The sequence below is a fragment of the Micromonospora sp. 15K316 genome (assembly GCF_004348525.1).
In the GTDB taxonomy this organism is placed as follows: domain Bacteria; phylum Actinomycetota; class Actinomycetes; order Mycobacteriales; family Micromonosporaceae; genus Micromonospora.
This window is the reverse complement of sequence record NZ_SMKG01000368.1, coordinates 1-3,059: the sequence shown is the minus strand read 5'-3', so window position 1 is coordinate 3,059 and position 3,059 is coordinate 1. Positions and strand designations below refer to the sequence as shown.

The 3,059-nt window shown below is 70.6% G+C and carries 2 protein-coding genes; one reads left to right on the top strand and one right to left on the bottom strand.

The window, feature by feature from the left end; translation table 11 throughout:
• Window positions 1–49: 49 nt before the first annotated feature.
• Window positions 50–1,351 carry a sugar ABC transporter substrate-binding protein gene (locus E1211_RS31455; RefSeq protein WP_132353775.1) on the bottom strand — a complete coding sequence of 434 codons (1,302 nt, stop codon included), beginning with the start codon at window positions 1,349–1,351 and terminating at the stop codon, window positions 50–52.
• Window positions 1,352–1,498: 147 nt separating this feature from the next.
• On the opposite strand from E1211_RS31455, the gene E1211_RS31450 reads away from it, so the two are divergent.
• Window positions 1,499–2,701, top strand: a complete 1,203-nt coding sequence (locus tag E1211_RS31450; RefSeq protein ID WP_132353773.1) for an ROK family transcriptional regulator — start codon at window positions 1,499–1,501, stop codon at window positions 2,699–2,701.
• Window positions 2,702–3,059: the final 358 nt, after the last annotated feature.

Below are 3,059 nucleotides of genomic sequence, written 5' to 3'. Positions count from 1 at the left end.
CCGTGGCAGGGCCGGTAACGCCCTGCCACGGCCACCGGTGACGCCGGGATCAGCGCATCTTCTGCTGCGCGTCGCTCAGCTTCTTCTTCACCGACTCCTCGGTGACCGGGCGGCCGCTGGCCGCGTCGGCGAACAGCTCCTTGATGGCGGTGCCGACCAGCGTCTCGAAGGTGCTCTCGTCGGGCACCTGCGGCAGCGGGGCGGCGGTGGTGGAGAGCGTCTCCTGGAGCACCTTCTGCTCCGGGGCGCTGAACGCCGGGTCGGTGCCGACGGTCTTCACCGCGGGCAGCGAGCCGTACGTCTTGTTGAGCAGCGTCTGCTCCTCGTCGCTGGTCATGAACTTCACGAAGCTCAGCGACGCGTCCTTGTTCTTGGTGTGTTTGAAGATCGCCATGTTGATGCCGGCGACCATGCTGTTGACCTTCTTCCCACCGGCGGGCGGGCTGGCCAGGAAGGGCACCGGCGCGATTCCGTACGCGTCGGCTGCCATGTTCTGGGTCTTCAGGTTCGACCCGGCGGCCTGCCAGAGCAGCATCGCGGCCTTGCCGTTGGCGAAGTCGGAGACCGACTGGTTCTGCGCGTACTCGGCGTTGCTCGGGTTGGTGATCTTGTCGGTGGCCATGAAGTCGACGTACCGCTTCACGGCCGAGACGTTCTGCGGGGTGTCGAAGGTCGGCTTTCCGGACGAGTCGAACCACTCACCGCCGTACTGCTGGCCGAAGGCGAAGGCGTGGTGGGCGTTCTCGTTGGGGTTGGCGCCCTCGATCGCGAGCCCCCACTTGCCGCCGGTGGTGAGCTTCTTGCCGTACTCGGCGAGCTGCTCCCAGGTGGTCGGCGGGGCGGTGATCCCGGCGTCCGCGAACGCCTTCTTGTTGTAGTACAGCGCGTACGCCAGGCTGTAGAGCGGCACGGCGGCCGGCGGCTTGCCGGGCGCTCCGGCGGCGGCCAGCGCGGCGGGGACGAAACGGTCCTTGCCGCCGACTGCCTGTAGCGTGGCGTCGTCGAACTCGACGAGCGCGCCGGTGGCCTGCAACGACGCCGACCAGGTGTTGCCGATGTTCACCACGTCCGGGCCCTGGCCGGAGGTGGCGGCGGCGAGCAGCCGGTTGAGCAGGTCCGACCAGGGCACGACCTCAAGGTTGACCTTGATGCCGGTCTGCTTCTCGAACTTGTCCAGCTCCGGCTGAAGAATGGACTTGTCGGCCTCAAGGCTGGCGCCCTGGTTGCTCGCCCAGTAGGTGAGGGTCTTGCCGGAACCGCCGGCGTCGTCGCCGGAGCCGCCGCAGGCGGTCAGCGAGGCGGCCGCCAGGACTGCGGCGGTGAGTATCCCGAGGTGACGTCTCGTGGACACGATCAGCCCTTCCGATGCAGTGGTGGGGGTGGTTGGGGGTTACATCAAGGCTTAAATTATGTCGTCATTAAAGTGTCTGCTGGTGGGGTGGTCAAGCATGGGGAGTCGTACAGTCGCTCCGGACGACCGACGGGATCGAGGTGCCGAGTGGAGCTGGCGCGAGCCACCAACCGGAGCGTGCGGCTGCGCAACCGGGGGGCCCTGCTGACGAGGCTCTTTCTCAACGGGCCGCTGACCCGGCAGGATCTGGTGCGCAGCACCGGCCTGAGTCAGCCGTCGGTGAGCAACGTGGTCAGCGACCTCATCGAGGAGGGGCTCGTGGCCGAGGCGGGCGCCGCCGAGTCCGACGGCGGCCGGCCCAGCATGATGCTCCGGATCGCGCCCCGGTTCGCGTTCCTCGTCGGGGTGGACGTCGGCGAGACCCGGGTCCGGGTCGAGTTGTTCGACTTCGCCATGACCCTGCTGTCCAGCGCCGAATACCCGCTCGACCCGGCCCGGACCGAGCCCGCCGAGGTAGCCGGCCACGTGCTCGCCGGGATCGACGCGGTGGCCGGCGCCGCCGGAGTGCGCCCGGCCGACGTGCTCGGCGTCGGCATCGGCGTCTCCGGTGTGGTCTCGCAGGGCGAGCACGCCGTGGTGCACGCCCAGGCGCTCGGCTGGGACCGGGTGCCGCTCGAACAGTTGATCGCCGCCGGCACCGACCTGCCGCTGCACATCGACAACGGGGCGAAGACGCTCGGCCAGGCCGAGATGTGGTTCGGCGCCGGCAAGGGCGCCCGGCACGCCGTCTTCGCCCTGGTCGGCTCCGGGGTCGGCGCGGCGGTGGTGGCCGGCGGCGCGACCTACCGCGGGGCGTCCAGCAGCGCGGGGGAGTGGGGCCACACCACCCTGGTCTACGGCGGGCGGCTCTGCCGCTGCGGCGCCCGCGGCTGTCTGGAAGCGTACGTGGGCGCGGAGGCGATCATCGACCGCTACCGGGAGGCGCGCGGCGGCCGGCCGGTGCCGGGCGAGGACGAGGAGTCCCAGCTCAACGCGCTGATCGTCGACGCGGCGGCCGGCTCCGCCACCGCGCGCCGGGTGCTCGACGAGACCGCCGCCTTCCTCGGCGCCGGGGTGGCCAACCTGATCAACCTGTTCAATCCGGAGCGGGTCGTGCTGGGCGGCTGGGCGGCGATGGCGCTCGGCGACCTGCTGCCGGCCGTACGCGAGGCCGCCGGGCGGCAGGCGCTGCGCGAGCCGTACGAGCAGGCCTCGATCGAGCTGTGCCGGCTGGGCGTGGACGCGGTCGCCCTCGGCGCCGCGACGCTCCCGGTCGCCCGCTTCCTCGCCGACGGTGGCGTGCGCCGCTGACCCCGCCCGCGCCACCGTCGGCGGTCGGTTGCGGGCCGGCGCTGTTTCTCCTGTTCGCACCGCTGCCGGCCGCCCGTCACGGGTGAGGTCGTGCCGACGCTTCAGGGCTGAGTTGGTGGGGACATGAGTCGTTCACGACATCAGCTCTAAAGCCTCCGAGCGGCCCTACCCGCTGCCGGCGGCCCATCCCCGGGGACGACATTCCGTCCATGAGCGACCTTCGGGATAAATAACAGTGTTATAGATCGATGTCTTGACGGCGTCGCAACGCCCCCGTAACACTCCATCGAGAGCGCTCTCTCGACCTCGGCATCGCCCCCCGCCGGCACCACTGCGGCGCCGGCGGTCGTGCCCGTTC